Origin of the sequence: Micromonospora sp. C28SCA-DRY-2 (assembly GCF_030519475.1) — a bacterium.
Classification (GTDB): domain Bacteria; phylum Actinomycetota; class Actinomycetes; order Mycobacteriales; family Micromonosporaceae; genus Micromonospora.
Genome location: NZ_JAUMKD010000001.1, coordinates 1,583,804 through 1,609,980, shown reverse-complemented (window position 1 = coordinate 1,609,980; position 26,177 = coordinate 1,583,804). Strand labels below are relative to the sequence as shown.

At 72.6% G+C, this 26,177-nt stretch carries 25 protein-coding genes and 1 pseudogene; 14 read left to right on the top strand and 12 right to left on the bottom strand.

The window, feature by feature from the left end:
• Positions 1–59 precede the first annotated feature (59 nt).
• Positions 60–1,220 (bottom strand): hypothetical protein, encoded by a 1,161-nt coding sequence (locus tag Q3W71_RS07570; protein WP_302918538.1) that lies wholly within the window; start codon positions 1,218–1,220, stop codon positions 60–62.
• Positions 1,221–1,370: 150 nt separating this feature from the next.
• On the bottom strand, positions 1,371–2,504 hold the full coding sequence (locus tag Q3W71_RS07565; RefSeq protein ID WP_302918537.1) for a hypothetical protein: 1,134 nt from the start codon (positions 2,502–2,504) through the stop codon (positions 1,371–1,373).
• Between the two features lie 160 nt (positions 2,505–2,664).
• On the opposite strand from Q3W71_RS07565, the gene Q3W71_RS07560 reads away from it, so the two are divergent.
• The 3 genes from Q3W71_RS07560 to Q3W71_RS07550 all read left to right on the top strand — a co-directional run bounded on the left by Q3W71_RS07560 (position 2,665) and on the right by Q3W71_RS07550 (position 4,952).
• On the top strand, positions 2,665–3,183 hold the full coding sequence (locus tag Q3W71_RS07560) for a SigE family RNA polymerase sigma factor (RefSeq protein ID WP_302918536.1): 519 nt from the start codon (positions 2,665–2,667) through the stop codon (positions 3,181–3,183).
• A 6-nt stretch (positions 3,184–3,189) separates the two neighbouring features.
• Complete coding sequence (locus tag Q3W71_RS07555; RefSeq protein ID WP_302918535.1) at positions 3,190–4,077, top strand: hypothetical protein; 888 nt, start codon at positions 3,190–3,192, stop codon at positions 4,075–4,077.
• A gap of 119 nt (positions 4,078–4,196) precedes the next feature.
• Positions 4,197–4,952, top strand: coding sequence for a TIGR03089 family protein (locus Q3W71_RS07550; protein WP_302918534.1), 756 nt, complete (start codon positions 4,197–4,199; stop codon positions 4,950–4,952).
• A 69-nt stretch (positions 4,953–5,021) separates the two neighbouring features.
• Here Q3W71_RS07550 and Q3W71_RS07545 read toward each other — a convergent pair whose 3' ends face one another.
• On the bottom strand, positions 5,022–5,147 hold the full coding sequence (locus Q3W71_RS07545; protein ID WP_302918533.1) for a hypothetical protein: 126 nt from the start codon (positions 5,145–5,147) through the stop codon (positions 5,022–5,024).
• Positions 5,148–5,412: 265 nt separating this feature from the next.
• Between Q3W71_RS07545 and Q3W71_RS07540 the strand changes: the two genes are divergently transcribed.
• Positions 5,413–6,375 (top strand): zinc metalloprotease, encoded by a 963-nt coding sequence (locus tag Q3W71_RS07540; protein WP_302918532.1) that lies wholly within the window; start codon positions 5,413–5,415, stop codon positions 6,373–6,375.
• A 189-nt stretch (positions 6,376–6,564) separates the two neighbouring features.
• Here the strand turns inward: Q3W71_RS07540 and Q3W71_RS07535 are convergent, their stop codons facing one another.
• Both Q3W71_RS07535 and Q3W71_RS07530 read right to left on the bottom strand, forming a co-directional pair.
• Entirely contained in the window at positions 6,565–6,810 is a 246-nt protein-coding gene (locus tag Q3W71_RS07535; protein WP_088997118.1) for a hypothetical protein, read from the bottom strand.
• A pseudogene (locus Q3W71_RS07530) lies at positions 6,807–7,007 on the bottom strand (hypothetical protein); the annotation flags it as partial. The pseudogene Q3W71_RS07530 and the gene Q3W71_RS07535, both read right to left, overlap by 4 nt.
• A gap of 15 nt (positions 7,008–7,022) precedes the next feature.
• Between Q3W71_RS07530 and Q3W71_RS07525 the strand changes: the two are divergent.
• The 3 genes from Q3W71_RS07525 (at position 7,023) to Q3W71_RS07515 (ending at position 10,481) form a co-directional block, all read left to right on the top strand.
• Positions 7,023–9,728: a right-handed parallel beta-helix repeat-containing protein gene (locus Q3W71_RS07525; protein WP_368050389.1), complete on the top strand. Its 2,706-nt coding sequence runs from the start codon at positions 7,023–7,025 to the stop codon at positions 9,726–9,728.
• Between the two features lie 163 nt (positions 9,729–9,891).
• Entirely contained in the window at positions 9,892–10,137 is a 246-nt protein-coding gene (locus Q3W71_RS07520) for a toxin HicA (protein WP_302918531.1), read from the top strand.
• Positions 10,137–10,481: a type II toxin-antitoxin system HicB family antitoxin gene (locus Q3W71_RS07515; protein ID WP_302918530.1), complete on the top strand. Its 345-nt coding sequence runs from the start codon at positions 10,137–10,139 to the stop codon at positions 10,479–10,481. Before Q3W71_RS07520 ends, Q3W71_RS07515 begins: the two co-directional genes overlap by 1 nt.
• Positions 10,482–10,491: 10 nt before the next feature.
• Here Q3W71_RS07515 and Q3W71_RS07510 read toward each other — a convergent pair whose 3' ends face one another.
• Positions 10,492–12,171: a DNA repair helicase XPB gene (locus tag Q3W71_RS07510; RefSeq protein ID WP_302918529.1), complete on the bottom strand. Its 1,680-nt coding sequence runs from the start codon at positions 12,169–12,171 to the stop codon at positions 10,492–10,494.
• Between the two features lie 174 nt (positions 12,172–12,345).
• On the opposite strand from Q3W71_RS07510, the gene Q3W71_RS07505 reads away from it, so the two are divergent.
• Together Q3W71_RS07505 and Q3W71_RS07500 are read left to right on the top strand one after the other, a co-directional pair.
• Positions 12,346–13,218, top strand: coding sequence for a L,D-transpeptidase family protein (locus tag Q3W71_RS07505; RefSeq protein ID WP_302918528.1), 873 nt, complete (start codon positions 12,346–12,348; stop codon positions 13,216–13,218).
• A gap of 127 nt (positions 13,219–13,345) precedes the next feature.
• Positions 13,346–13,582: a hypothetical protein gene (locus tag Q3W71_RS07500; protein ID WP_302918527.1), complete on the top strand. Its 237-nt coding sequence runs from the start codon at positions 13,346–13,348 to the stop codon at positions 13,580–13,582.
• 7 nt (positions 13,583–13,589) lie between these two features.
• On the opposite strand, the gene Q3W71_RS07495 is transcribed toward Q3W71_RS07500, so the two are convergent.
• Positions 13,590–16,067 carry a helicase-associated domain-containing protein gene (locus Q3W71_RS07495; RefSeq protein WP_302918526.1) on the bottom strand — a complete coding sequence of 826 codons (2,478 nt, stop codon included), beginning with the start codon at positions 16,065–16,067 and terminating at the stop codon, positions 13,590–13,592.
• Positions 16,068–16,150: 83 nt separating this feature from the next.
• On the opposite strand from Q3W71_RS07495, the gene Q3W71_RS07490 reads away from it, so the two are divergent.
• Positions 16,151–16,774 carry an HAD family hydrolase gene (locus Q3W71_RS07490; protein WP_302918525.1) on the top strand — a complete coding sequence of 208 codons (624 nt, stop codon included), beginning with the start codon at positions 16,151–16,153 and terminating at the stop codon, positions 16,772–16,774.
• Between the two features lie 28 nt (positions 16,775–16,802).
• The gene (locus Q3W71_RS07485) at positions 16,803–17,189 is read left to right on the top strand and encodes a cold-shock protein (protein WP_088997128.1); all 387 of its coding nucleotides are present in this window, start codon (positions 16,803–16,805) and stop codon (positions 17,187–17,189) included.
• On the opposite strand, the gene Q3W71_RS07480 is transcribed toward Q3W71_RS07485, so the two are convergent.
• On the bottom strand, positions 17,150–18,013 hold the full coding sequence (locus Q3W71_RS07480; RefSeq protein ID WP_302918524.1) for a 1,4-dihydroxy-6-naphthoate synthase: 864 nt from the start codon (positions 18,011–18,013) through the stop codon (positions 17,150–17,152). The two genes, Q3W71_RS07485 and Q3W71_RS07480, sit on opposite strands and share 40 nt — an antisense overlap.
• A gap of 226 nt (positions 18,014–18,239) precedes the next feature.
• A complete protein-coding gene (locus Q3W71_RS07475) occupies positions 18,240–19,739 on the bottom strand; it encodes an MFS transporter (protein WP_302918523.1) in 1,500 nt (499 codons plus the stop codon).
• A gap of 42 nt (positions 19,740–19,781) precedes the next feature.
• On the opposite strand from Q3W71_RS07475, the gene Q3W71_RS07470 reads away from it, so the two are divergent.
• Positions 19,782–20,750 carry a YafY family protein gene (locus Q3W71_RS07470; protein ID WP_302918522.1) on the top strand — a complete coding sequence of 323 codons (969 nt, stop codon included), beginning with the start codon at positions 19,782–19,784 and terminating at the stop codon, positions 20,748–20,750.
• Positions 20,751–21,067: 317 nt separating this feature from the next.
• Here Q3W71_RS07470 and Q3W71_RS07465 read toward each other — a convergent pair whose 3' ends face one another.
• Both Q3W71_RS07465 and Q3W71_RS07460 read right to left on the bottom strand, forming a co-directional pair.
• Positions 21,068–21,718: a futalosine hydrolase gene (locus Q3W71_RS07465; protein ID WP_302918521.1), complete on the bottom strand. Its 651-nt coding sequence runs from the start codon at positions 21,716–21,718 to the stop codon at positions 21,068–21,070.
• Complete coding sequence (locus Q3W71_RS07460; protein ID WP_302918520.1) at positions 21,715–23,322, bottom strand: MFS transporter; 1,608 nt, start codon at positions 23,320–23,322, stop codon at positions 21,715–21,717. The genes Q3W71_RS07465 and Q3W71_RS07460 overlap by 4 nt, the downstream gene beginning before the upstream one ends.
• 86 nt (positions 23,323–23,408) lie before the next feature.
• On the opposite strand from Q3W71_RS07460, the gene Q3W71_RS07455 reads away from it, so the two are divergent.
• Positions 23,409–24,248 (top strand): DUF3027 domain-containing protein, encoded by an 840-nt coding sequence (locus Q3W71_RS07455; protein ID WP_302918519.1) that lies wholly within the window; start codon positions 23,409–23,411, stop codon positions 24,246–24,248.
• 21 nt (positions 24,249–24,269) lie between these two features.
• Here Q3W71_RS07455 and Q3W71_RS07450 read toward each other — a convergent pair whose 3' ends face one another.
• Positions 24,270–24,521, bottom strand: a complete 252-nt coding sequence (locus Q3W71_RS07450; RefSeq protein WP_302918518.1) for a DUF2530 domain-containing protein — start codon at positions 24,519–24,521, stop codon at positions 24,270–24,272.
• Between the two features lie 87 nt (positions 24,522–24,608).
• Here Q3W71_RS07450 and Q3W71_RS07445 point away from each other — a divergent pair, with 87 nt between their 5' ends.
• On the top strand, positions 24,609–26,087 hold the full coding sequence (locus tag Q3W71_RS07445) for an NCS2 family permease (protein ID WP_302918517.1): 1,479 nt from the start codon (positions 24,609–24,611) through the stop codon (positions 26,085–26,087).
• Positions 26,088–26,177 lie beyond the last annotated feature (90 nt).

Sequence of the window (26,177 nt, the reverse complement as noted above, 5' to 3'; positions counted from 1 at the left end):
ACGGGCGGGCGGCCCGCCCGCACGCCGCCCGGGCCGGGCCCGGTCAGCCGGCCGACTCGTCAGGCCGCCGGCCAGGTGGTGTACGAGATCCGCGCGTTCAGGTTCGCCGGCACGCCGAGCCAGGCGTAGCAGTTGACCCGGACGACCGTGTCCGCGCCCACCCGACCCCAACCAGCGAGCACACAGTGACCGCGGGTGGGCTGGCTGTCGAAGTGCGGCGCGTGCGCGTTGACGAAGGCGGTGCCGTACGCCGCGCCGGTGCCCCGGAAGGTCATCTCGTAGCGGCCGGTGCCCAGCAGCGTGCCGTGGGCGCCGCCGTAGTCGGCCAGCACCGAGTTGTACGAGTCGCCGCTGATCACCCCGCCGCTCGCCTCCTCGCCGTAGAGCGTGCCGCTGGCGAAGCGCGGGCCGGTCGAGTGGCCCAGCAGGTCGACGCGGACGCCGTAGGTGACCACGAAGCGGGCGTCGACCGGGGTGCCCGCCGCGTTGGCGCAGCGCACCTGCCAGTGGTCCGGCCAGGAGATCTGGCAGTTCACCGCGCTGGTGCCGAGCGCGGTGACGTGGGTCATCGGGAAGTACGGGTGGCCGAGTTCGCTGGGCGGGTTCGGGTTCACGTGGATCTGGTAACGGCCGGTGCCCAGCCGCTCGTACCGGACCTCGCCGCCGGTGGAGTCGTACCGGTAGGTGGCGGGCAGCGTACGCAGCCCGGTCGGCGCCGCCTGGTCGGTGACGAACCAGGCCAGCCGGCCCTGGTGGATCTGCTTGCGGTTGGTGAAGGTGGCCACGAACCGGCTGTCCACCGGCGCGCCGGTCGCCGCGAAGCAGCGCACCTGGATCAGCAGGTCCGGGCCGACCAGGCTGCGGTACCAGCCGGCGACCGTGCAGTGCACCGGCCCGCCGCCGTACGCCACCGCGTGTGCCACCCCGCCGGTGGTCGCCGCCCCCTCCAGCGTCACCGTGTACGCCCCGGTGCCGGTCCGCCGCACGACGATGTCGCCTTCGGCGGAGTTGGCGCTGTAGCCGCCGGTGATCCGGTACTCGGCGGTGGTCGGCGAGTTGGCCCAGACCGTGGCGGTGACCGTCGGGTTGAGCACGGGCAGCGGATCCGCGGCGGCCGGCGCCACCCGGGCCGCCGAGCCGAGCAGCACCGCCGCCAGCACCACCGCCGCGCCGGTACGCCACCGCCGCCCCGTTGCGCCCCGTTCCCGTGACCCCAGCATCCCGGACCTCCCAGAACCAGCCGGCCCGGCGGGCCGACCGCCGGGGTGCGGCCCGATTCTGGCAACCCCGGTCAATGGATCCCGGCCGCCGGAGACCGCGCCCCGGCCCGCCGGGTTCTTCGAGGCCGGAGGCGGGCGTCGCAGGGTGCGTCAGCGGGCGGCCACGGGATCGTCGGCAGGCCGGCGCAGCCGCCACCAGGCGCCGCCGACCAGGCTGAGCGTGATGACGCTGATCGCCACGTCGCCGGCCAGGGCCGCCGCCGGCGTCGCTGGGGCGTAGGTCGGCACGGCGTACGCGAACCCGGCCGCGACGACCAGGCTGGCCGAGGCGGCGGCCAGCACGTGCCGCTGCCCCCAGCCGGCCCGGCCGGACCAGCGGGCCACCAATCCGCCGGCGACGGCGGCGACCGCGGCCGCGACGGCGATCCCGGGCCAGCCGGGCACCAGGCCCAGGCTGGAATAGCCGACCAGCCCCAGCAGCGCCACCAGGACCGGTCGCGGTGCCCGCCCGGCGCCCGGCGACGGCGTGGCCATTGGCGCCTCGACCAGCTTCGGCGGAGCGCCGGCCGGCTGCGGCGCGTGGACGGGCGTGGGCGGCCGTGTGTGCCAGCCGGGCATGTCGGTGCGGCGGGGGCGGTGCCGCCAGCGGGGCAGCAGGGCCGCGCCGATCAGCGTGAGGGCCAGCGTGCCGGCGAAGCCCAGCTGGACCGGGCTGGCCAGGAAGCCCGCACTGCCGCGCGTGTCGGAGAAGATCAGCACGCTGCCGGCCAGGTAGAGCAGCGCGACCACGGCGAGACCCGGCCGGCCCAGCCAGGGCCGCAGCCGCCGGCCCGCCCCGAGGTACGACTCGACCAGCGCGATCGGCGCGCAGATGCTCAGCAGCACGTGGTTGCCCACGTAGTCGACCATCTGCCGGGCGCTGAAGCCGAGCACCGGTACCCGGGTGGCCTCGGCGGCGGCCTGCGTGTCGGCGAACTCGGTGTCGTCCAGGAAGTCGGGGTTGAACAGCGACTGGTCGACCACACCGGCCTGGACCACCCCGAACGCGGCGGCGAGCAGCACGATCGCCGGCCAGCCCGCGCCCAGGCGCCGGGCGGTCTCCCGGATCAGCAGCGCCGCCCCGCCGTACATCGGGGCGAGCACGAGCACCACCACCAGGAACTCGTCGGCGGTGAAGCCGCCCCAGGAGCACTCGGCGGTCCAGGGCGCGAGCAGCAGCAGCGCCACGGCCGGCAACAGCCGGCGACGCAGGGGAAGGCGGTCGGGGTGACGCTCGGCCGGCATCGGCACTCCTCGCGGCGTTGCGGTGGGGACCACCCGCACCCTGCCCTGGCCACCCGGCCCGCCGATACCGCCACCGGGCCGGCCGGGCGGTAACCAAAGTCGACGCACCGCCGAGGAGAAACGCTGACAACCTTCTGCGGCACCGCCACGTGTTAGGGGCGTGACCGACCAAACAGAACGGCTCTCCAGTGCGGACCGGTCGTACGTGGCGTTCGTCGAGGTGGCCTGGCAACGCCACATCCGGCTGGCCATGCTGCTCACCGGCGACCGGTGGCGGGCCGAGGAGCTGCTGCAGGACAGCCTGGTCAAGGTGTACGAGCGGTGGCGCCGGCTGTCCCGGCTCGACGACCCGCACGCGTACCTGCGCCGGGCCCTGGTCAACAACAACACGTCCGGCTGGCGGCGCAGTCGCCGGGAGAACCTCGTCGGGGAGGTGCCCGACCGGGCCGCCCCGGCCGGTGACCTCGACCCGGACGCGGACGTGCTGCGCCGGGCGCTGATGTCGCTACCGGCCCGGCAGCGCGCGGTCGTGGTGCTCCGCCACTACGAGGACCTGACCGAGCGCGAGGTCGCCCGGGTGCTCGGCTGCACGCTCGGCACTGTCAAGAGCCAGAACGCCCGGGCGTTGGACAAGCTCCGCCACCTTCTCGATAAACCCACCTACCAGGTAAGCAGGTGATCAGTGATGGACACGCTCGACGAGCGCCTCGCCCACCGGATGCACGACATGGTCGACGGCGAGCCGGACTCCGTACCCCCGGTGGGGGTGCTGCTCGACCGGGGCCGGCGGGCCCGGCGGCGCCGGACCACGACGATGGTCGGCGCGACCTGCGCGCTGCTGGCGCTGGGGATCGGCACGGCGGCGACCGTGGCGACGCTGCCGGGGACGGGCCGCCCGGCCGGCACCGCCGCGCAGGAGGCGCCCCGGCCGGCCCCGGTCTCGCCGCAGATGAAGCTGGTCGCGGCGGTCACCGCCAGCGAGAACATCAGCTACCGCATGCGGCTGAGCTACGTCGGAGGGCTGACGTACGAGGGCGCGTTCGACCCGAAGACCCGCACCGGGTACGTCCGCGCGCCGCAGGACGACTCGGTGATGACCGAGTTGCTGATCAACGGCACCCGGTACGTGGGCGGGGAACGACCGCAGGGCGAGCTGCCGGCCGACAAGACCGGCCCGGGCGAGACGTACGGCCGGTACGGCCAGTACCCCGGCACGTACGACCGGCTGTCGCTGTACGACGACGGCAGCGGCGTGCTGGGTGCCGCCGCACCCGACCCGGCGGCCCTGCTCAGGGCGCTGAAGGGCGCGAACGCGACGATCAGCGAGAACCCGGACGGCACGCTGCACTTCCAGTACGGCACGCAGTATCGCGACGGGTCGACCAGCACGTCCGGCGACATCACTCTCGACGCCGACGGGCGGATCGCCACGGTGGTGCTCAGCAGCACGTGGCAGTCCACGGCGAAGGGCCGGCTCGACACCGGCACGGCCAACGCGACCCTGGAAATCTTCGACTACGGCGTCGAGGTGACGGTGAAGCGCCCGACCGACGTGGTCATGGTCAGGGAGTAGCCCGGTACGGCGACGGGGTGTCCGCGACCCGACGGTCGCGGGCACCTCTGGTCGGTCCGGGGGCGGGCCGGACGGCCGGCGGTGGTTAGGGTGGACGCACCGGCAGGGAGGAGCGCCCGATGGCTGCCAGTACGCCCGTCACCGTCGCGCCCGAGGCGCTGCGCACGACCGACCGTCCGCTGCTCAGCTGGTGCGACGACGCGACCGGCGAGCGGGTCGACCTGACCGCGGCGCAGCTCGGCGACTGGGCGGCGCGCAGCGCGGGCCTGCTGCGGGACGGCTGCCGGCTGCGCCCCGGCGACCGGGTCGCGGTGCTGCTGCCGCCGCACTGGCGTACCGCGGCGGTGCTGCTCGGCGCGTGGGCGGCCGGGCTGGCGGTGTCGTACCGGCCGCGGGCCACCGCCGGGCTGCCGGTACTCGAACCGGGCGCCGACCGGCCGTACGACGCGGTGTTCGTGACCCCGGAACGGCTGGACGACTGGCTGGAGGACGTGCCGGACGGCACCCACCGCTACCTGGTCGGCACCGGGCCGGGCCGGCTGGCCGACGTGCCGGTGGGCTGGCTCGACTGGTCCGCCGAGGTGCTGCGGCACACCGACGCCCCGCCCGACCACGCCGCCATCCGCGCGACGGACCCGGCCAGCCCCGACGGCACCAGCTACGACGAGTGGGGGCAGCTCGCCCTGAGCCTGGCCGACCAGCTCGACCTGCGCGCCGGCGACCGGCTGCTGGTCGACGCCGCCGAGCACGAGCAGCCGGTGAAGTGGCTGCTCGCCCCGCTGAGCGTGGGCGCGTCGGTGGTGGTCTGCGCCAACCTCGACCCGGCCCGGCGGGACGCGCGGATCGCCGCCGAGCAGGTCACCCGGGTGCTCTGACGCCACCGGCCGCCACCTGTCCGGTGGCCGGCACAGCGCGTGCCCCTTACGCGGCCGGGCGCGGAAGGCTCACTGGAACAGTCGGCCGGGGCGTCTGGAGCGGGTCGGCTTGCTGATCATGGCGTCTCCGCGCCGGCGGCGCACCATGATGGTCTTGGTGCCCTTCTTCAGCCCTCGGAGGATTCTGTCCTTCATCGGTTGCCTCTCTTCCCGGTTACGCCAGATCGGAGACGGCGGTTCCGGTCTCGCGGCTCGCGTACCCCCGGAGGCGGCGGCCATGCGCGAGCATCGGCCGGACCGCTGCGCGGACGCACCGGGTTGGTCAGGCGTTTCGTCTGCTGAGGGTCTGTTGCCGCACGGCAACCACGTGGTCTGATACCGGGACGACGACGTCATCGACCTGGTCGTGGCAACCCCGCGTCGATTCCGCACCGTTTACCATCCCCTGAAAGGTGCAACGATGCACAGGAGACGAACTTTCCGAGCGGCGGTGCTCACCGCTACCGCTGCGACCTTCCTGGCGGCCGGTGGGGCCTCCGGGGCGGTGGCCACGGCCGCACCCGTGACCGCCTCCCCGGGTGTCGAGGCGTGCGAGCCGGATGGGCACGGGCACAGCGCGGCCCGGGTAGCCGAGGGCGCCACCGCCCAGGAGCCGGAGCTGTACTCGAAGAACGAGGCGAACGCGTACGGCGTGATCAAGGATTCGCCGCGGCTGGCGAACGGCAGCGTCACCGTGCCGACGGTCTTCCACATGATCTCCGACCACCCGCTCACCGCGGCCGAGACGGCCCGGTGGAACACCATGATCGCGGACCAGATGGAGGTGCTCAACGACTCGTTCTCGGGCAGCACCGCGCCGGACGCCTCCGACACGCCGTTCCGGTTCGACCTGGTCGACACCACCTGGACCGTGAACAGCGACTGGTACACCGTGGTGCCGGGCAAGAACGAGCGGGACATGAAGAAGGCGCTGCACACCGGCGACGCCCGCACCCTGAACGTGTACGCGGCGAACATCGGCGGCGGCCTGCTCGGCTGGGCGTACTTCCCGAAGGGCTACAACAACGGCCGCGACTACATCGACGGCGTGGTGATGCTCGACGAGTCGATGCCGGGCGGCACGGCCGGCAAGTACGCCCTCGGTGACACGCTGACCCACGAGGTCGGGCACTGGCTGATGCTGGAGCACACCTTCGCGCACGGCTGCTCCGCCTCCGGCGACTTCGTCGCGGACACGCCGCGCGAGGCCGCGCCGCAGTTCAACTGCCCGGTGGGCGCGGACACCTGCACCGCTCCCGGGCTGGACCCGATCCACAACTTCATGGACTACACGCAGGACTCCTGCATGAACATGTTCACGCCGGGTCAGGCGGACCGGATGAGCGACGCCTGGGTCGCCTTCCGAGCCGGCGGCGGCAAGTAGGTCTCGGTTGGGGGTTGGCGGGCCGGCTTTCGGCGGCCCGCCAACCCCTCCTCGTGCCCGGCTTGATACGCCCCACGCCGCCGGCTTGATCGACGCGGTGTCGCCGGCTTGATCCACTCCATTTCGCCGATATGGCGGTATCCAGGCCATGCGGATACCGCCATATCGCCGACCTGGCGACCCGATGCTTCACCGGCGGGAGCAGGGCGCGGTGTGGTCGACCGGCAGGGTGCAGCGCGCGCCGCCAGGCAGTGGCCGGTCGCAGAAGACCCAGTGGCGTACGCCCTGCTGGTCCTCGGCCGAGACGGTGACGCCGCCCGGCTCGACCCGCGCGGTGAGCCCGGCCAGCAACCGCGCGGCGGACCGGGCGAAGATCCGGGCCCGGTGCAGGTCGGGCGCGGTGACCGGCAGGTGGATCACCCAGCGGTCGCTCATCGGTAGCGGTGGTGGGCCGACTGGGCGCTCTGCCAGGAGCGCAGCGCGTTCTTGATCCGTACGTTCTCCTCCTGCACCGCGGCCAGGGCGGTCTGCGCGACCGTGAGTTCGTCGGCCACCTGGTGCAGGAAGGCGCGGATCTCGACCGGGTTGAGGCCGCCTCGACGGACGTTGAAACACCGGTCGCGGATCTGCCAGGCGCCTCCGGTCCGATGCGGAGGCTGAAGCCCGCCGAGATGCGCCGATCGGCGGACATCGCGCTCCCGTCCACCGGGGTACGCTGCCGCGGCACGTCACTCATTGATCTTCACGGGGTGCTCATGAGGAAAGCCGTCCGTTACCTGTTCGCGCTCGTACCACTGATCGGAGCCGCAGGTCTGGTCGGGCCGGGGGCTCCCGCCGCCGTCGCGGCCCCCGCGCCGGGCCCGGCCTCGGCGGGGTCCACCGGGTCGGAGCTGTTCGTCAGCAAGACGAGCTGCACGCCCGACGGTGACGGCAGCGCAGAGGCACCCTTCTGCACGATCTCAGCGGCTGCAACCGTCGTGCAGCCCGGTCAGACGGTGCTGGTGCAGCCAGGGTTCTACCAGGAAAACGTCGCCATCACCCGGTCGGGCACCGAGGCGGCACCGATCACCTTCCGCGCGGTCAACACCCGCACCGGCAGTGTGCAGGTGGACAGCTACAACACGACCGCCGGCACCAGCACCGTTTTCACCCTCCGCCAGGTGCACGATGTGGTCGTCGAGGGCTTCACCGTCTTTGGCCGGCAGGACTCGGCTGTCGTGGTCGACGCCTCGTCCCGGGTCACCATCGACGGCACGTCCATCATCCAGGGGGCCGCCCGGCCCCTCATCCACGTCACCGGCGGTTCCCAGGACGTGACCGTGAGCCGGAACTGGTTGCACTCTCGCGGCAGGACGGCGCTGGTCGTCGAGGACGCGACGGGCACGACGGTGGTTGCCAACCAGATCCCGAACGGCGGGATGTACCTCGGCGACGCCCTCGAATCGACCATCACCAACAACACCATCCAGGCCGGGTGCGCACCGGGAATCATGCTCGTCGCCTCACCCGGGGCCGTCGTTGCCAACAACATCGTCAAACCCTTGGCCGATCAGGATCTATGCGCTGGCGAACCAACGCTCAAGACGGCCATCGTGGTGGTGCCCGATCCGGCGCCGGCCACGGTCGCCCACCACAACCTGATTGACCCCACCACCGGCTGGGCCCTCTACAGATGGGGCGCGACCACCTACCGCACGCTGGGCGACTTCCAGGCGGCCACGGGGCAGGGCGCGTTCGACATCGCCGCCGACCCGCTGCTCGAAGGCAAGGGGTCCGGCGTCCGCGGCTACCTGGCACTGAAGCAGAGCTCCCCGGCCGTCGACTCGGCGGACGCATCCGCGCGCGGGGTGCCGGCCACCGACATGCTGGGCAACTCGCACGCCGACGATCCGACGTGGGCCAACACCGGCACGGGCAACGGCTTCCACGACCGGGGGGCGGTCGAGCGGATCGGGGCGGACAGTTCGCGTATCGAGCCTCTCCACCGCACCATCGGCGCCGGCCCGCTGGACACCACGCTTCGGGCCAGCACCTCGAACCAGTGGACGACCGACGGACCCGTCGGCTCCTTCGCCTACAAGTTCAGTGACTCACCCCTCTGGCGGGTCGACGGGCCGTCGATCAACGTGAACCACCGGTTCCGTCGGGCGGGGAGCGCCTGTGTGCAGGTGTACTCGAGTTCGAACGGCTTCCGGTCCAGCGCCGGTGTCAGCTTCCCGTCCTGCACGACGCTCGGGGCGCACTACACGGCGGTGGCGCCGACCCGCCTGCTGGACACCCGGTCCGCGATCGGCGTGGACACCACCACCCCGGTGGCGCCGAACTCCGAGGTGGTTTTGCCGATCAACAGCATCGGCGGGGTACCGGCGGCGGACATCAGCGCGGTGGTGCTGAACGTCACCGTGACCCAGCCGACGGCCGCCGGCTTCCTCACTGTCTATCCCGACGGCACGAGCCTGCCCGGCGCCTCGAACGTCAACTTCGTGGCCAAGGAGACGGTGCCGAACCTGGTGACCGTCCCGATGAGCAACGGAAAGATCAGGATCCGGAACAGTGGCAGTGGCACGGTGCATGTCGTCGCTGACCTGCAGGGCTGGTACGGGGAAACCGGCCAGGGCTTCGCCACCCAGACGCCGACGCGGGTCCTGGACACCCGCACCGAGGGTGGCGCGCTTGCGCCGAACAGCACCCGGACGCTCGATCTGGACCGGAAGGTCTCCCCGGGCGCCACGGCCGTCGTCCTCAACGTCACCGTCACCGCGCCGCAGGCCAACGGCGTGCTGAAGCTCTTCCCGCACGGTTCGCCGGTGCCGAACGCGTCGAACCTGAACTTCGTCACCGGCCAGACCATCCCGAACCTGGTGATCGTGCCGGTGACGGACCTCAAGGCGAGCATCTACAACCAGAGCCCCGGCAGCACGCACGTGATCGCGGACCTGGCCGGGTACTTCGGGTCCGACGGCCAGCTCAGCTACGTCCCGAACGGGCCGCTGCGGATCGCCGACAGCCGGGATGCCACCGGCCTCCCCAACCGCGGGGGCGCCAAGCCGCTTCAGCCGCGGGAGACGGTCACCGTCAGCCCGCACGTCGCCGATCTGGCCTGCTGTGTGAGCGCCGCCGCGGTGGTGGCGAACCTGACCGTCACCAAGCCGACCGCCTCCGGCTTCCTCATCGCCCATCCGGGCAATGAGGCGCGCCCGACGGCGTCGAATGTCAACTTCGTGCCGGGCGAGACAGCGTCTAACCTCGCCATCGTTGATACCCGTGGCGGGTTGAAGCTCTACAACGGCAGCTCGGGCACCACCCACGCGATCGTCGACCAGGCGGGCATCTTCATCACCCCGCAGTACTGACCGTCCGGCAGCGGCCGCGTCCCGTGTCGGGGGCGCGGCCGCTGCACGTCAGCCCTCAGCGGCGATGCGGATGCGACATTCGGCCGTCTCCACGTACAGCGTGGGCCTCGGACGGCCGGCAGGGCATTGTTTCGATGGTACCGTTGACGGTACTACCGGTGCTGTGCCGTCCATAGACAAGCTCGTCGCGGCGATGCGGAAGAACCAGCAGAACATCGCCTACAACGATCTCTATCGGGTGTGCGAGCACTACTTCGGGAAGCCGCGCCAAGCCGGCACGTCCCATGCGGTGTTCAAGATGCCCTGGGCGGGCGACCCACGCGTCAACATCCAGAACGACAAGGGCGAGGCGAAGGTGTACCAGGTCCGGCAGGTGCTCAAGGCGATCGACAAGAAGGAGGCCATGTGATGCAGACCGATCCTCACCCCGACGTGTCCCACTACACCTATCGCGTCACCTGGTCGGCCCAGGACGACGAGTTCCTCGCCACCTGCGCCGAGTTTCCGTCGCTCTCCTGGCTGGCGTCCTCGCAGATCGAGGCTTTGCAGGGGCTGCAGGACATGCTGCGTGAGGTGATCGCGGACATGGAGGAGCAGGGGGAGCAGGTGCCGCAGCCGTTCGCTGAGCGCAGCTACTCGGGCAAGTTCAACCTGCGCATCGGTGAGAGCCTGCACCGCGAGCTAGCCATCCAGGCCGCCGAGGATGGCTTGAGCCTCAACCAGTACATCCTGCGGAAGCTCAAGGCGGCCTGACCAGCGCGGTTCAGTCCACGCTCGGGAGCTTCGGGCCGAGGACGTCATCGGCGTCCACGATCGTGTACGCGTACCCCTGCTCGGCCAGGAAGCGCTGCCGGTGCGCCGCGTACTCCGTGTCGATCGTGTCCCGGGACACCACCGTGTAGAAGTGCGCCTGCCGACCGTCCGCCTTCGGCCGGAGCACCCGCCCCAGCCGCTGCGCCTCCTCCTGCCGCGACCCGAACGTCCCCGACACCTGGATGGCCACCGCCGCCTCCGGCAGGTCGATCGAGAAGTTCCCGACCTTCGAGATCACCAGCGTGCGCAGCTCGCCCGAGCGGAACGCGTCGAACAGCCGCTCGCGCTCCTTGTTGGTGGTGGAGCCCTGCACGATCGGCGCGTCCAGGTACTCGCCGAGCTGGTGCAGCTGGTCGATGTACGCGCCGATCACCAGCGTCTGCTCCTCCGGGTGCCGCTGCACCAAGGCGCGAACCACCGGCAGCTTGGTGCGGGCGGTCGCCGCCATCCGGTAGCGCTCCTCGGCCTCCGCCGTCGCGTACGCCATCCGCTCCGCGTCGGTGAGCGTCACGCGTACCTCGATGCACTCGGCCGGGGCGATCCAGCCCTGCGACTCGATGTCCTTCCACGGCGCGTCGTACCGCTTGGGGCCGATCAGGCTGAACACGTCACCCTCCCGGCCGTCCTCGCGGACCAGCGTGGCGGTGAGGCCGAGCCGGCGGCGGGCCTGGAGGTCCGCGGTGAACCGGAAGATCGGCGCGGGCAGCAGGTGCACCTCGTCGTAGATGACCAGGCCCCAGTCGCGGGCGCCGAACAGGTCCAGGTGGGTGAACGCGCCGCCGCGCCGTGAGGTGAGCACCTGGTACGTGGCGATGGTGACCGGGCGGATCTCCTTGCGTTCGCCCGAGTACTCGCCGATCTCCTCCTCGGTCAGCGAGGTACGGGCGATCAGCTCGCGCTTCCACTGCCGGCCGGCCACCGTGTTGGTGACCAGGATCAGCGTGGTCGCCTTCGCCTCGGCCATCGCCGCCGCGCCGACCAGCGTCTTGCCGGCGCCGCAGGGGAGCACCACCACGCCGGACCCGCCGGCCCAGAACGCCTCGACCGCCTCCCGCTGGTACGACCGCAGCGTCCACGGCTTGCGGCCGTCCTTGCCGGCCTCGGCCAGCTCGATCGGGTGCGCCTCGCCGTCGACGTAGCCGGCCAGGTCCTCGGCCGGCCAGCCGAGCTTGAGCAGCGCCTGCTTGAGCCGGCCCCGCTCCGACGGGTGCACCGCGATGGTGTCGGCGTCGATCTTGTTGCCGAGCATCCCGGCGAGCTTCTTGCTCTTGGCGACCTCGACCAGCACCACCCGGTCCAGCGCCCGCAGCACCAGGCCGTGCGCCGGGTCGTTGGCGAGCTGGAGCCGGCCGTAGCGGTCCATCGTCTCGGCCACGTCGACCAGCAGCGCGTGCGGCACCGGGTAGCGGGAGAACTTGATGAGCGCGTCCACCACGCTCTCCGCGTCGTGGCCGGCGGCCCGGGCGTTCCACAGCCCCAGCGGGGTGAGCCGGTAGGTGTGCACGTGCTCCGGGGAGCGCTCCAGCTCGGCGAAGGGCGCGATGGCCATCCGGCAGGCCTGCGCGTCGGGGTGGTCGATCTCCAGCAGCAGGGTCTTGTCCGACTGCACGATCAGTGGTCCACCGCTCACGCCAGCGTCCTCTCCTCGGGCTGCTCGCCGGCCGCCACGAACGGCGGTCACCCGCCGCAGGCCGACCATCCAGTGTTGCACGTACCGGGGTGAGCCAAGAAAATGCTCACCGCACGCAACCGTCGCGGTACTCGCGAACGTCTACCAAGGGGACGGCTGTCCAGGGGAGGGCTCATGAAGCGTGTCCGGATCACCACCCGGTTGTTCGCCCTGGCAGTGGTCACGTTGGTCGGCGCCGGTGCGTGCACGTTCGATCCGCAGGCCGGCAGGGGCGGCGAGCCCGTGCCGGCCGGTGCCGCGGAGCAGGTAACGGGGGCGAGCGGTGCGCCCGGGCCGGACCAGCGGACCCGGCCCACCACGGCGCCGCCGAAGCCGACCACGAAGCCGAAGCCCGCGGCGGAACCGACCCGGAGCACCCCGCCGAAGCCCAAGCCCACCCGCTCGCCGTCGTTCACCGGCTGCCCGCAGGGCGAGCACCAGCGCGCCGTGGAGACGTACCTCGCGCAGCTCGGCGGGTTCGGCACGCTGACCGCCGACGGCCGGCAGTCCGCCGCCGACTGCGCCGCCATCAAGAGGTTCCAGAAGCGGTACGACATCCGCCCGGCCGAGGGCCGCGCCGGCCCCACCACGTACGACGTGGCGAAGCGGCTGGCCACCACCGACACCAGCCGGTGCAAGGCCGGCTCGGGCACCACCTTCTGCATCGACCTGACCCGGCAGACCACCTGGGTGATGCGCAACGGCAAGGTGATCGTCAAGCCCACGGTGACCCGCACCGGGATGCCCGGCTACCGGACGCCGGCCGGCACCTTCACCATCAACTACCGCAACATCAAGGAGTGGTCCAACCCGTACGAGGTCTGGCTGCCCTACTGGCAGCACTTCACCCAGGGGATGGGCTTCCACGAGACCACCACCTACCTGCACAACAAGTCGATCGGTTCGCACGGCTGCGTCAACCTGCTGCACGCCGACGCGGTCCGGTACTGGGAACTCGGCAGGGTCGGCAGCAAGGTGGTGCTGATGGGTCGCCGCCCCGGCACCTGAGCCGCCGCCCCTGAACCGGATCGGGGTCGCACATCACGTCCGATCGGGGTTTTATCCCCTGTCACTCCGGTCACGCGAGTGACACGCTGGGACGGCAGGGGCCGTACCGGACGGGGAGGGGCGGAGGATGACCGTCGACCGTGAAGTGATCCCCCAGCACGACGACGCGCCCGCCGACGAGGTCTCCACGGCCACCGTCGTCGCCTACACGCTCGCCGCGGTGGTGCTCGTCGGGTGGTTCCTCTTCGGCTGGCTGGTGCTCCAGCAGGGCTTCGTGGACTCGATCGGCGAGTCGGCCGGCGCCGGCTTCGCGCTGCTGCTGATCGTCTCCGTGGTCGGGACGGTGCGGCGCAGCCGGCGCTGACCCCGGCTCACTCCTGGAGCACCGCCGCGGTGATCCGGTGCAACGCGAAGGTGTGCAGCATCTCCGTCCGCTCGTCCTCGGCCCGCAGGTAGCCGGCCCCGATCGACACCGGCCGGACCAGCCGGGACGCGGTCGCCCCGTGCGCGTCGACGTACCCCACCCAGACCAGCGCCTTGTCGCGCACCGCCTGTTGCAGCACCGCCAGGGCGTCGCTGTGGCTCGGCACCGCCACCGGACCGGTCCGGTCGGCGACGCCCCGGACCACTGCCGGCGCGCGCCGGGCCGCCCGGGCCGCCGCGTCGCCGCGCCGGATCTGCTCCACCACCCCGAGCAGGCGCGGCATTGACAGCTTCGGCGTGGCCAGCGGGTCCAGCGTCCGGGCGGCCACCGACACCCGGGCCGGCGCCCGCCGGGTCTTCGGCCGGGACAGCACGGCCGCCCCGCTGGCGTCCTCCGGCACCGGGGCGTAGCCGGCGTCGCGGAGCGCGAGCAGCATCCGGTTCACCTGGTACGGCGTGACCAGCACCGTCGGCGCCAGCCGGCGCAGTGCCAGCGACTCCAGCCGCCGGTCGGCCAGCACCTCGGTGAGCAGCGCCTCGTCGTCGCTGCGCACGTACCCGCCGGCCGAGCCCACCCGCAACCCGCCGTGCTTGCGGGCCACGTCGTCGATCAGGTACGTCAACCCCTGCGGCACCGGGGTGCGGGAGCGCCGCCGGAACAGCCCGTGCAGGTCGTCGGCCGAGTAGCCGGCATCCAGGGCGCGGCGCACGCTGGCGGTGGTGACCCGGTACACGCTGGCCCCGCCGGCCGACTCCTGCTCGGCCACCACCTCCAGTTCGGCGGCGAGCGCCGGGTCGGGCGGGCCGGGCACCACCACCGACAGGTCGGCCTGCACCAGGAAGTGGTCGACCGGGGCGGGGAGCAGGGCGTCCAGCGCCCGTACCGCCGTCGACGGCTCGCCCTCCTCGGCCTCCATGCGCAGCCCGAGCGGGTCGTCCGCGCCCCGCTCGTCGCCCGCCGTGACGTCGGCCAGCAGCAGCCGCCCGTACGAGGTGAGCGCGCCGAGACCGGTGACGCCCAGCGTGGCGGCTTCGGCCAGCACCTCCCGGTGCGCGGCCTCCCGGCCCCGGCTGCGCCGCGGCGCCCGCCAGTCCAGCAGCTCCTGCACCTCCTCCGGGGTGGGCGCGGTGGCCGGCTCCAGGTCGGCCAGCACCCCCAGCACCGACCGCCGGGCGAGCGGCGCGCCGGCCCGTTCCGCCTCGGCGGAGAGCACGGTGATCGGCCGGTCCCGGTCGTCGCGCTGCCCGACCAGCCCGACCTGGCGGGTCATGGTCAACCAGGCCCGGGCCAGCTGCTCCCAGCGCTGGGCCAGCGAACTGGCCCGCCACACCTCGTAGCCGGCGGTCGGCAGCACCTGCTGGTCGGCGCCGTGCCGGGCGGTGGTCGCGCCGGGCAGGTCCATCTCGCCGAGCAGCCCGGCCGCGTACGCCACCTCCAGCAGCAGCGCCGCCGTCGGCTCGTCCACCCCGCCGACCCGGGCCAGCCGGCGCAGCTCGCGTACCCCCAGCCCGCCGGAGCGGAGCACCGGCACCGGCTCGGCGGCGAGGTTCTCCAGCAGCGCCTCGGTGAGGCGTACCACCTCCATGGTCTGGCCGGCGCCGGCGGAGTCGGCGGCCTTCGGCTCCCGGGGCGCGGCGGTCACCGGCGGCGGGCTGGTGCGCAGCGGGCCGAGCGGGCCGCTGTCCCGCCGCAGCAGCAGGCCGATCTCCCGGGGCAGCTCGACCGTGCCGGTGCCGCCCGCGCCGCCGGAGATCCGGACCAGCAGCCGGTGGTCGACCAGCCAGCGCACCGGGGAACCGGTCGGGGCCCCGCCGTTGGTCGGGTCGGGCGGCAGCGCGTCCTCCGCGCCGACCGGCGGCGCCTGGAGCGCGCCGGGCGGCACGCTGCCCACCGGCGGGCCGGCGGCCAGCCGGTCCAGGATCGCCCGGGCCGAGGGCGGCGCGGCCAGCAGCGTGCGCCGCAGCTTCGCCGGGTCCGCGCAGAGCGCGGCCGTCCGCGGGTCCAGCTCCGCCGCCGGTCGGCCGAGCCCCGCCGGGTACGGCGAGACCTCGTCGATGCCGCCGACGATCTGGAGGCTGCTCTCCGGGCCGTACAGCAGGAAGAGCGCGCGCAGCCGGTTGACAGCGGCCCGGACGGCGGTCGGGGCCGGCGGGTGCGGGCCGGCGGTGGCCATGGCGAGCACCGCGTCGGTGGAGGTGGTGCCGTCGGCCGGGTCCCGGGTCAGCCGGGCGGCGTCCAGGATCTGCAGGGTGAACTGGTCCAGCCCGTCGAGGGCGCGGGCCACCGAGACCCGCGACTGGGCCCGGATGGCGAGCGCGGAGACGTCGGCCGGCACGGGTACGACGAGGTCCGGCCGCAGCTGGAGCAGGGCGGCGAGCGACTCGTCGGGCAGCGACCGGAGGTGGTCGGCGAGTGAGGTGGTCATCGTCGTTCCACGCTAGCCCGGCGGGGGGCCGTCGCGCCCCTCGGACGTCCGGCTCGCCCGGGCTGACCGGGTACCTTCTCGGCATGCCCGCACCAACGGTCGGTTTCGACCTCGACATGACCCTGGTCGACTCGCGCCCCGGCATCGCCGCCGCCTTCCGGGCGTTGACCGCCCGCACCGGCGTGCCGGTGGACGCCGAGGTGGCGGTGTCCCGGCTCGGCCCGCCACTGCGCACCGAGATCGCCCACTGGTTCCCGCCCGAGCAGGTGGACGCCGCTGTCCACACGTACCGCGAGCTCTACCCGGCGTACGCGATCACGCCCACCGTCCCGCTGCCCGGCGCGCTGGCCGCCATCGAGGCGGTACGCCGCCACGGCGGCAGGGTCCTGGTGGTCACCTCCAAGCTGGGCCGGCTGGCCCGGCTGCACCTCGACCACCTCGGGATCACCGTCGACGAGGTGGCCGGCGACCTGTTCGCCGAGGAGAAGGCGACCGCCCTGCGGGCGCACGGCGCGACCCACTACGTGGGCGACCACGTGGCCGACATGGTGGCCGCGCGGGCGGCGGAGGTGCCCGGGATCGGCGTCACCACCGGCCCGTGCTCGGCCGACGAGCTGCGCGCGGCCGGGGCGGAACTGGTGCTGGATGATCTCACCGGATTCCCGGCGGCGCTGGACGGCATGATCCGGCTAGCCTTGGAGCAGTAGACGGTTCAAGCGAAGCAGGGGATCTCAGGTGCCTACGGGTCGAGTGAAGTGGTACGACGCGGCCAAGGGATACGGGTTCGTCACCAGTGACGAGGGTGGCGACGTGTTCCTGCCGAAGGGCGCGCTACCCGCTGGTGTCACCGACCTCAAGGGTGGTCAGCGGGTCGACTTCAGCGTGGTGGACAGCCGCCGGGGCGCCCAGGCGATGGGCGTCAAGCTGCTGGAGGCCCCGCCCTCGGTGGCCGAGCTGCGCCGCCGGCCGGCGGAGGAGCTGCACGGCCTGGTCGAAGACATGATCAAGGTGCTGGAGGCGAAGGTCCAGCCGGACCTGCGTCGGGGCCGGTTCCCGGACCGCAAGACCGCGCAGAAGATCGCTCAGCTGGTCCACGCGGTCGCCCGCGAGCTGGAGGTCTGAGGCACCAGCCCGGCGTCGGCGGCCCGGCCGAGCAGCGCCTCCACGGCCGCGAACCCGGCGTCGCCCAGGTCGGCGGTGAACTCGTTGACGTAGAGGCCGATGTGCCGGTCCACCACGTCGGGCTCCATCTCCTGCGCGTGCGCGAGCACGTAGTCCCGGCTGGCCGCCGGGTCGGCCCAGGCTCGGCGCACCGAGTCGCGGATCCATCCGGCGGCGGCCTCCGGGTCGACGCTGCCGCGCCGGGCCAGGATCGCGCCGAGCGGGATCGGGAGGCCGGTGTCGGCCTCCCACCACTCGCCGAGGTCGACCAGGGCGGTCAGGCCGTGCCGTGGGTAGGTGAACCGCGCCTCGTGGATCACCAGGCCCGCGTCGTACCGGCCGGCGGCCACGCCCGGCATGATCTCGTGGAACGGCACGACCTCGATCCGGGCCGGCGGACGGCCGGCCGACCAGAGCCGGAAGAGCAGGTACGCGGTGGTCCGGTCGCCCGGCACCGCCACCGTGGCGCCGGTGAGGTCGGTGCGGTCGGTGCGGTCCGGGCCACCGGCCCGGTCACGGTCACCCCGGGTGAGCACCAGCGGCCCGCAGCCGCGGCCGAGCGCACCGCCACAGGGCAGCAGGTGGTAGTCCTCCAGCAGCCACGGCAGCGCCGCGTAACTCACCTTGACCAGGTCGAACGCGCCGCGCTCGGCGGCGGTGTTGGTGACGTCCACGTCGGCGTAGGTCACCTCGACCGGCGGGGCGCCGGGCACCTGACCGTGCACCAGGGCGTGGAAGACGAACGTGTCGTTGGGGCAGGGCGAGATCGCCAGCGAGAGCGCCACACCCCCACCGTAGCCCCGCCCCCGGACCAGTTCTCCGCCCGGCTGCCGGTTGTGACGCGCACCCGCTCGTTCCTCGTCGGTCGCCGGTAGGGTTCCGCGTCCTTCAGAGCTGATGTCGCGAACGACTCAGCCGGTGCCGTGCCGGTTGCTCGCACGCGCACTACGCGGCGGGCCGCATGTCGGAGACCACGGGCCAGCTGAGATCCGCCACTCAGGCAGGTGTTCGCTACCCGGTGTGTGCGGCTGCGGCTCTGGGTAGCGCGAGCATCACGAGCGCCGTGATCACGTAGAGCGCAGCGGAGACGACCAGGACGATGCTGAGCGCGTGGCTGTAGTCGGGCAGGACCGGCGCGCCGGTGGCCGATTCGGTGACCGCGGTGAAGAAGATCGTGCCGAGAACGGCGATGCCGACGGCGGCACCGATCTGGTTGACGGTGGAGAGCACGCCGCCCGCCGCGCCTGCGTTGCGTCCTGGGATGCCCGCGAGGACGACGTTGACAAGAATGGGTGCGGCCAGACCGAGCCCGAGGCCGCCGATGAAGAGGGCGAGCGCGAGGAGCCAGTATCCGGGATCGTTGCCGTCCTTCACGACGGCCCACAGCACGAGCTGGGATGCCGCGATGGTGAGCGACCCTGTGATCAGCAGGGCTCTGCCCGCCCTGGCGGCCAGCGTGACGCCGAGGCCGGAGGTGATGATCGAGCCGATCGCATAGGGCAGGATGACCAGGCCGGTCCCCAACGCGGTTCGGCCGGTGCCGTTCTGGAGGTAGACGGACAGGCAGAGGAAGAACGATCCGATGCCGCCGAAGAAGAGCACCGAAGCGGCCAGGCCGGTCGCGAAGGCGCGGATTCTGAGCAGAGCCGGGTCGAAGACGGGTTCGTTCCCGCGTCCGGCGAGCCGGCGCTCGTAAGCGAGGAACATCGCGAGCACGACGATCCCGGCCGCGAGGACGCCGAAACTTGCCCAGGTCCATCCCCAGGTCTCGGTCTGGATGATCGGCAGCAGCAGGAGAAGGATGCCTGAGGCCGCCAGCAGCGCGCCCGGGAGGTCCAGTCGTGCGGTCGAGGCGGACCGGGACTCCGGCAGAACCTTCGTGCCGATGATGAGCGCCAGGATCGAGACGGGCACGTTGACCCAGAAGATGGCGCGCCATCCCAGGCCGAACAGGTCGGCGTCGACGAGCAGCCCGCCCAGCAGTGGGCCAGCGACCGCGGCGAGACCCTGGACGGCCCCGTAAGCGCCGAACGCCCTGGCGCGCTCGCCCGGAGCGAACGACGCTCGGATGATCCCGAACACCTGTGGAACCATGATCCCCGCGGCCAGTCCCTGCGCCGCGCGCATGCCGATGAGCATTCCGGAATCGACGGCAAGCGCGCAGAGCATGGAGGTGACCATGAAGCCGGTCAGCCCGATCATGAACAGCCGCTTACGACCGAACTGGTCACCGAGCCGTCCGCCGGTGATCAGGCCCGCGCCCAGGGCGAGGACGTAGGCGGCGATCGTCCACTGGATCTGTGCGTCGCTGGCCCCCAGATCCTCAGCTATCGCCGGGGCCGCGACGGTGACGATCGTCGCGTCGAGAAGGTCCATGAAGGAGCCGAAGAGCACCACCAGGAGCGCCGTCGTCGCGCCGGTGCCGGCGATGAGTGTCGGAGCAGCGTCGGATGTGCGGGTGGCCTCGTGCGAGCTTTGTAGATCACTCATGGCGGCGAGGATGGCAGGCATAGCGGCCACCGAGTGGCCGCTTTGGCTGGGATGATCCAGACCATGGCGACAACCTCCGCGCGGGCGCTCAAGCTGCTGTCCATCTTCGGAATCGGCATGACGCTGACAGCCGGGGAACTCGCCATCAGACTCGGGGCGTCCGTCCGTACCGTGCGGCGCGACATCGACACGCTCAGAGACCTCGGGTACGAGATTCAGGCCGTCCGCGGATCGGGGGGCGGATACCGGCTCGGCCCCGCCACCCGTCTGCCGCCGGTCGTCTTCGACGAGGACCAGGCCGTCGCCGCGGCCGTCGCCCTCCAGACCGTCCCTACGATCCTCTCCGGCATTCGCGAGAACGCCGCCCGCGCCCTCGCCACGCTGCACCAGGCGATGCCCGCCCGCAGCCGCATCCACGCCGAAGCGTTCACCGTCTCCGCCGCCCGCAACTACTGGGAGTTTCCCGCACCGCCCATCGACGCCGAGATCGTCCACACCCTTGGCAGCGTGATCAACCGGCAACACCTCCTTCAGGTGGACTACACCGGCGACGACGAACCGGTCACGCTCACGCTGGAACCGCACGAGCTCGTGGTCTGGGCGGCGCGCTGGTATCTCATCGCCTTCGACGTGAACGCGCACCGGTGGCGCGCGATGCGGGTCGACCGCATCACCCCGCGCACGCCCATGCGTACGCCTTTCGCTCGACGCGACATCCCGCACGGCGATCCCGTCGCCTTCGTCATGACCACACCCGACCGCGGTGACGCCGCAGCGGAATGGCGATGCCGCGGGTCGGTGATCCTGGCCCTGCCCGCCTCCGTCGTCGCTCGGTTCGCACCCGGCGGATCGGCGGTGGAGTACGACACCGAACACAGTTGCCGTCTCACGCTCGGTGCATGGTCGTGGCCGGGGTTGGCAGGTCTATTCCTCACCTTCGACGCCGACATCACCGACGTCGAACCAGCGGAGCTCAGGGAAGCGTTTCTCTCGCTGCGCACGAGGATCGGCAGATGTCTCAGCGACGGCTAGTGGTGGTGGCGTGGGGTGCGAGGCCCGCCCAGCGGGCTTGATGTCGTAGGCGAATCAGCTCTACAGGGCCCGGAAGGGCAGGCGATGACCCCTGCTGGACCGCTTATCCACAGCACTGTCCACAGGTTCCCGGAGGGTGTTGAAGAAGCCGTCGGGCGTGGGGAACATCGACGGGTGGCAGAGGGGACGACGGCAGCCGACCTGGGCGTGACCGATCTGGGGAACTGCAGACGAGCCGGCCGTCGGCCTTGCGGTTCGATTTGCCGCGCCGTTGACCGGGGCCGTCCGAGGTCGGGCCGGGCGGGTGGCGGTCTGGGTCAGGCCAGGGCTGCGGCGGCGGTGGTGAGGGCGGCCAGTGCCTCGCGCATCCGCCAGGCGTCGCGGTCCCGGGGGCCGATCGGGTTCGAGATGGTACGCAGCTCGACGAAGGGCAGCCCGGCGTGGCTGGCGGCGACGGCGACGCCGTACCCCTCCATGGCCTCGGCGACCGCGTCGGGGTGCCGGCGGCGCAGCTCCTCGGTGCTCTCCGCCGTGCCGGTCACCGTGCTGACCGTCAACACCGCGCCGACCGTCGCCTCGGGCAGGGCCGACTGGAGGGTGGCCAGCAGGTCGGGGTCGGCGGCGACCGCGATGCCGCCGCCGAGCAGCTCCGGCGGCATGCCGAGCTCGTCGATCGGGATGAACCCGGCGGGCGACTCGGCGCCCAGGTCGGCCGCGACGCTGCGGGTGCCCAGCACGGTGCCGCCCACCGCCACGGCGCCGGCGAAGCCACCGGCCACGCCGGCGCTCAGCACGCCCTGGTACGGCCGTCCGGCGGCCTCGGCGAGCGCCAGCAGCCGGGCGGTGGCCGCGCCGGCGACGGCCGGGCCGACGCCCACCGGCACCACCACGACGTCCGCCTCCGGCAGGCCGGCGCGGACCGCCTCCGCCTCGGCCGGTACCGCGGTCACCACGAGCAGACCGGTCACGACACCGGCCCCCGTGGCTCGCGCCGGGTCTCGTCGTCGGTCCCGCCCGGGCCGCCCACGGCCGAGGACGGGCGGTAGATGTGGAAGCCCGGCGGGGCGAGCCCGGGATCGTCCAGGAAACCGCCCTGGGTGGGGGCCGGTGAGGTGGGCGCGGCCTCCGCCGGCTGGCCGTTCCGATCGCCGCCGTCGGACTCGTCCTCGGTCAGCTCGTCGTCGCCGAGCGGCCGGCCGACCAGCCGCTCGGCGCGCAGCCGCCCGGCCATCACCACGGCCCGGACGGCGGCCAGCGCACCCACCCCGGCCACCACCGCGATCCCGACCCGGCCCTCGAACGGCACCAGCCCGAGCCCGCCACCGGCGACGAAGGCCAGCATCAGCACCGTCTCCGAGTGCGCGAACGAACTGGCCCGCAGCCGCTCCGGGATGCGCTCCTGGATCGAGGCGTCCACGGCCAGCTTGGCGATGCCGCTGATCAGGGCCGCCACCAGGCAGAGCAGGGCCACCATCGGCAGCGAGAACTTGAGCGCGGTGAGCACCCCCACGCCGGCCACGATGACCATGCCGCTGGACTGGATGGCGGCGGGGCGGTGGATGCGCAGCCGGGTGCCGACCGCGGTGGCCAGGAAGGTGCCGACCGCGAGCGCCCCGCCGACCAGCCCCAGCGCGCCTTCGGCGCCCAGGTCGCGGCCGAACACCACGGTGGTCAGGTCGCCGGCCTTGATCGCGAAGGCGAGGAAGAGCAACAGGAAGCCGTAGATCGCGCGCAGCCCGGCGGCGCCGACCAGGGTGGCGATCACCAGCCGGCCGGCGGGCCGGCCGCGGCCCAGCGGGCGGTCACCGGAGCGGCCGTACAGCGCCCGCAGCGGGCGGGGCACCCGCTCCGGCGGTTCCGAGTCCGCCTTCGGCGGCAGCCGCAGGGAGATCACCATGCCGACCAGGAAGATGACCGAGGCCACCCGCAGCGGCCACTGCGGGCCGAACCAGAACGCGGCCAGCCCGATCGGGGCGACCAGCGCGCCGGCCACCGTGCCGTAGACGCTGGCCCGGGCGCCCACCTGGGACAGACCGAGCCCCTCGGGCAGCAGCCGGGGCACCGCCGCCGAACGGGCCACGCCGTACGCGCGGGAGAGCGCCAGCACCCCGAAGGCCGCCGGATAGAGCCCGAAGCCGTGGATGTAGTCCGAGATCAGCCAGGCCAGGAAGGCCCGGCCGAGCATGGTGGCGGCCAGCGCGTACCGGCGGCCGTGCCGGAAGTGGTCGAGCAGCGGCCCGACCACCGGGGCCAGCATGGCGAACGGCACCATGGTGACCAGCAGGTAGAGCGCGACCTTGCTGCGCGCCTCGCCGAGCGGCACGTTGAAGAAGATCGTCCCGGCCAGGCCGATGGCGATCAGCGTGTCGCCGGCGCACGAGATCGCGTGCAGGTCGAAGAGGCGGACCATGCCGACCTCGCCGCCCGCACCCCGGGCCCGGGCCCGGCCGGCCCGCCGGGTCATCCAGCGGCCACTGCTGAACGAACCGCGCAGCAGCAGGCGTACGCCCTTGATGCCGGTGCCGACGGTCCGCCCGAGGAGGGACCGCTCGGAGCGGGAGAACAGCGGCATGTGCACCATCCTCGCCCATCCGTCCGGCGTACGCCGCACCACTGGCCAGAACGTCCTCGGGGAGTGCCTGACAGCCGGCCGCCCGCATGGGGAACAATGGTGGGGTGACCAGGCCCGCCTCCGCCCGTGCCGCCCGTCTCGACCAGGTCTGCGCCGCCGCCGTCGAGCTGGCGCGCGACGCCATCACCGAGGTGGAACCCACCGACGTCGGCGACCACCTCCAGGCCGTCGCCGAGGGCGACCGGCTCGTCACGCACTACTTCGAGTGCCGGCTCGCCGGCTACCGGGGCTGGCGCTGGGCGGTCACCGTCACCCGGGTGCCCCGCAGCCGGAATGTGACGATCTGCGAGACGGTGCTGCTGCCCGGTCCGGACGCGCTGCTCGCCCCCGGCTGGCTGCCCTGGCAGGAGCGGCTCAAGCCGGGCGACCTCGGCCCCGGTGACCTGCTGCCCACCCCGCCCGACGACGAGCGGCTCCAGCCCGGCTACCTGCTCTCCGACGACCCGGCGGTCGAGGAGACCGCGTGGGAGCTCGGCCTCGGCCGGGCCCGGGTGCTCTCCCGGGAGGGGCGCAGCGACGCCGCCCAGCGCTGGTACGACGGCGACCACGGCCCGTCCGCGCCCATCTCCACCGCCGCGCCGGCCGCGGCCCGCTGCGGGACCTGCGGCTTCTACCTGCCGCTCGCCGGCGCCCTGCGGCAGTGCTTCGGCGTCTGCGGCAACTTCTACGCCCCCGACGACGGCCGGGTGGTCAGCGCCGACCACGGCTGCGGCGCGCACTCGGAGACGCTGGTCGAGGCCGCCGAGACCCCGGTCGACGAGCTGCCCACGGTCTACGACGACAGCGCGGTGGAGACGGTGTCGGTCAGCCGGGCGCCCGGTTCGGTCGAGGCCGGGGAGCCGGCAGAGCCGTACGGCCACCCCTGACGGGTCGCCCGACGCCGCCGCTCAACGGGCGGCGGCCCGGCGGCGGCGCCGGTTGGCGTCGTGCCGCATCATCACCGCGAGACCGGGGATACCCCACAGAAAACCGGCCAGGCAGATCCAGAGCCAGTTCTCGCGCCCGCTCTCGGTGAGCCAGTCGCGGAAGAAGAGCAGCAGCACCAGCCCGACGACCGCCCAGATCGCCATCCCGGCGAGCGCGAACGGCACCATCGGCGGATCGAGCGGCTCCGGCCGCGGCGGTTGCTGCTTCGGCACCCGGCAAGCGTACGTGACCGGCTTTCCCTGCCCGCCGGTGATCTGGGACGATGCGCGCGACAACGGAAGATCACCTGCGAGGACCTGATGGCAGTAGAGCCGCCCGAGAACGGCACACCACCCGACCCCGCTCATCCGCGTAACGGTTTCGACCGGTTCTTCGAGATCTCCGCCCGCGGCTCGACGATGAGCCGCGAGGTACGCGGTGGCCTGGCGACCTTCTTCACGATGGCGTACATCGTGGTGCTCAACCCGCTCATCCTTGGTGGTGCCGTCGACGGTGACGGCAAGTCCCTGCCCATTCCCGCGCTGGCCGCGGTGACCGCGCTGGTCGCCGGCCTGATGACCATCCTGATGGGGGTGGTCGGCCGGTTCCCGCTGGCGCTCGCCGCCGGCCTCGGCGTCAACGCGTTGGTCGCGTACGAGATCGCCCCGGAGATGACCTGGGCGGACGCGATGGGCCTGGTGGTGATCGAAGGTGTGATCATCGCCGTGCTGGTGCTGACCGGCCTGCGCACCGCGGTGTTCCGCTCGGTGCCGACCCAGATGAAGACGGCGATCGGCGTCGGCATCGGCCTCTTCCTGACCATCATCGGCCTGGTCGACGCCGGCTTCGTCCGGCGCATCCCGGACGAGGCGAACACCACCGTGCCGGTCGGCCTGGGCATCGGCGGCAAGCTGGTCAGCTGGCCGATGCTGGTCTTCGTGGTGGGTCTGCTGCTGACCCTGGTGCTGGTGGTACGGCGGGTCAAGGGCGCCATCCTGATCGGCATCCTGGCCTCCACCGTGCTGGCGGTGATCGTCGAGGCGGTGGGGAACATCGGCCCGTCGTTCGTCGACGGCAAGCCCAACCCGACGGGCTGGTCGCTGAACGTCCCGGAGCTGCCGAAGACCTGGATGGACGTGCCCGACCTGTCGCTGCTGGGCAACTTCAACGTGCTCGACTCGTGGAGCCGGGCCGGCTGGCTGGTCGTGCTGATGTTCGTCTTCACGCTGCTGATCACGGACTTCTTCGACACCATGGGCACGATGGTCGCGGTCGGCCAGGAGGGCGGCATGCTCGACGAGCGGGGCACCCCGCCGCGGGCCAAGGAGATCCTGCTGGTCGACTCGATCGCGGCGGCGGCCGGTGGTGCGGCGAGCACCTCCAGCAACACCTCGTACATCGAGAGCGCCGCCGGTGTCGCGGAGGGCGCCCGGACCGGCGTGGCCAACCTGGTCACCGGCGCGCTCTTCCTGCTGGCCATGTTCCTGGCGCCGCTGGTGGTGGTGGTGCCGTTCGAGGCGGCCTCCACCGCGCTGGTGGTGGTCGGCTTCCTGATGATGACAGCGGTGCGGACCATCGACTGGTCCGACTACGAGATCGCCATCCCGGCGTTCCTCACCATCGTGCTCATGCCGTTCACCTACTCGATCTCCAACGGCATCGGCGCCGGCCTGATCACGTACGTGGTGGTCAAGCTGGCCAAGGGCAAGGCGCGGGAGATCCACCCGCTGCTGTACGGCGTGGCCGCACTCTTCGTGCTGTACTTCCTGCGCGGGCCGATCGAGTCCGTGGTGCTCTGAGGCTCCGCTCCGGGCCGGGTGACCAACCGGTCACCCGGCCCGGAGCAGGGCGAACTTCTCGTGAGCGTGGTCATATCAGGTGTCGTTAGC

What these genes read in the sequence shown, in the direction of transcription:
- Q3W71_RS07570 (WP_302918538.1), bottom strand. Translation starts at nt 1,220, where the DNA reads ATGCTGGGGTCACGGGAACGGGGCGCAACGGGGCGGCGGTGGCGTACC.
- Q3W71_RS07565 (WP_302918537.1), bottom strand. Translation starts at nt 2,504, where the DNA reads ATGCCGGCCGAGCGTCACCCCGACCGCCTTCCCCTGCGTCGCCGGCTG.
- Q3W71_RS07555 (WP_302918535.1), top strand. Translation starts at nt 3,190, where the DNA reads ATGGACACGCTCGACGAGCGCCTCGCCCACCGGATGCACGACATGGTC.
- Q3W71_RS07550 (WP_302918534.1), top strand. Translation starts at nt 4,197, where the DNA reads ATGGCTGCCAGTACGCCCGTCACCGTCGCGCCCGAGGCGCTGCGCACG.
- Q3W71_RS07545 (WP_302918533.1), bottom strand. Translation starts at nt 5,147, where the DNA reads ATGAAGGACAGAATCCTCCGAGGGCTGAAGAAGGGCACCAAGACCATC.
- Q3W71_RS07540 (WP_302918532.1), top strand. Translation starts at nt 5,413, where the DNA reads ATGCACAGGAGACGAACTTTCCGAGCGGCGGTGCTCACCGCTACCGCT.
- Q3W71_RS07535 (WP_088997118.1), bottom strand. Translation starts at nt 6,810, where the DNA reads ATGAGCGACCGCTGGGTGATCCACCTGCCGGTCACCGCGCCCGACCTG.
- Q3W71_RS07525 (WP_368050389.1), top strand. Translation starts at nt 7,023, where the DNA reads ATGCGGAGGCTGAAGCCCGCCGAGATGCGCCGATCGGCGGACATCGCG.
- Q3W71_RS07515 (WP_302918530.1), top strand. Translation starts at nt 10,137, where the DNA reads ATGCAGACCGATCCTCACCCCGACGTGTCCCACTACACCTATCGCGTC.
- Q3W71_RS07505 (WP_302918528.1), top strand. Translation starts at nt 12,346, where the DNA reads ATGAAGCGTGTCCGGATCACCACCCGGTTGTTCGCCCTGGCAGTGGTC.
- Q3W71_RS07500 (WP_302918527.1), top strand. Translation starts at nt 13,346, where the DNA reads ATGACCGTCGACCGTGAAGTGATCCCCCAGCACGACGACGCGCCCGCC.
- Q3W71_RS07495 (WP_302918526.1), bottom strand. Translation starts at nt 16,067, where the DNA reads ATGACCACCTCACTCGCCGACCACCTCCGGTCGCTGCCCGACGAGTCG.
- Q3W71_RS07490 (WP_302918525.1), top strand. Translation starts at nt 16,151, where the DNA reads ATGCCCGCACCAACGGTCGGTTTCGACCTCGACATGACCCTGGTCGAC.
- Q3W71_RS07475 (WP_302918523.1), bottom strand. Translation starts at nt 19,739, where the DNA reads ATGCCTGCCATCCTCGCCGCCATGAGTGATCTACAAAGCTCGCACGAG.
- Q3W71_RS07470 (WP_302918522.1), top strand. Translation starts at nt 19,782, where the DNA reads ATGGCGACAACCTCCGCGCGGGCGCTCAAGCTGCTGTCCATCTTCGGA.
- Q3W71_RS07460 (WP_302918520.1), bottom strand. Translation starts at nt 23,322, where the DNA reads ATGCCGCTGTTCTCCCGCTCCGAGCGGTCCCTCCTCGGGCGGACCGTC.
- Q3W71_RS07455 (WP_302918519.1), top strand. Translation starts at nt 23,409, where the DNA reads ATGGGGAACAATGGTGGGGTGACCAGGCCCGCCTCCGCCCGTGCCGCC.
- Q3W71_RS07445 (WP_302918517.1), top strand. Translation starts at nt 24,609, where the DNA reads ATGGCAGTAGAGCCGCCCGAGAACGGCACACCACCCGACCCCGCTCAT.